Annotated in this window: 2 protein-coding genes; one reads left to right on the top strand and one right to left on the bottom strand. The window is 56.5% G+C overall.

What is annotated here, in order from left to right:
• On the top strand, positions 1–301 hold a 301-nt coding region (locus B7449_RS01385), incomplete at its 5' end, for a glutathione binding-like protein (protein ID WP_048883136.1).
• A 102-nt stretch (positions 302–403) separates the two neighbouring features.
• Here the strand turns inward: B7449_RS01385 and B7449_RS01380 are convergent.
• Positions 404–1047, bottom strand: a 644-nt coding sequence (locus tag B7449_RS01380; RefSeq protein WP_048883135.1) for an MFS transporter, incomplete at its 5' end; no start/stop codon positions are given.

The following is a 1047-nucleotide window of genomic DNA, read 5'->3' as shown; positions in this document are numbered from 1 at the left end:
TGCCACACCGGGTCTTGGTCCCGATGTGGAAGTCTACCAGAACCAAGAATGGGGCCTGCGCCAGCGCGATAAGGCCCTACGCGGGATGCATTACTTTGATGGGGTGCTGAGAAAACAGCCTTTCATAGCTGGTGATGCTTTCTCGATGGCGGATATCGCAGTCATCGGGGGTTTTATATTCGCCAAAGCCGTAGAATTACCGATCCCGCAGGAGTGCGAAGCACTTTTAACCTGGTTCGCGCGGATGCAGGAGCGTCCAAGTGTCCGGGCGCAACTGGCAATTGTTCCGCCAAAGCACTGACGCGCAAAGTAACCCCGAACGGATAGATAGCGTCTGTCCTCATTCGGGATACCCGGATATTTCCAGAAGGAAGCTGAAAGCAGACATTCGTGGCGGGCTGTATCATTTCTGATAAGTGCGCTGGATCAGCACCGTAACCACAGCAAGCAAGCCTGCGCTACCAGTCAGCAACGTCAGGAGCGCCGAGACAACGCCGAGCTGATCGATCAGCAAACCTGTAATCCACGGTAGGATACCGCCAAGCAGATAGCCACCCGTCTGGGTTAGCCCGGCCAGCCGTGTCGCCTCTGATCTGTCGCGCGCGAAATCCAGAGGCTGGAGGAGCGCTACCGGGAACAGGCCTCCTGTCGCAATCCCGATCATTAAAGGTGCCAGCCATGGCACCGGCTTTGCGAGCAGCAGGCTAAGTGACCCCAGGATGGCGAGGCCGGAAAAAATCAGGGCGGCTTTGATGGTTGTAAGTTTCAGAGCGTGCATGATGACATGCATGCCAAAACTGATGCCCGTCTGGAACAGCATCATGATGGCGACAAGGAAGCCTGTCATATGGTCGGAATATCCAAAGGCACCATACAGCGACGGCAGCCACGCTATTGCGACGTAATTGATCCCGGCCTGAAGACCGAAGAACAGCGTCAGTCCAAGAATGCCGCTCCGGCTGATCGTGAGAGAGGGCTGTGACGCGGAGCGCGCAGGCGCAGCAATATCTTCACGCCATAGTATCCAGCAAAACCCGGCGAGTGCCG

Origin of the sequence: Komagataeibacter intermedius TF2 (assembly GCF_000964425.1) — a bacterium.
In the GTDB taxonomy this organism is placed as follows: domain Bacteria; phylum Pseudomonadota; class Alphaproteobacteria; order Acetobacterales; family Acetobacteraceae; genus Komagataeibacter; species Komagataeibacter intermedius.
Note: the sequence above shows the minus strand (reverse complement) of the source record. Positions and strands in the feature narration are given on the sequence as shown.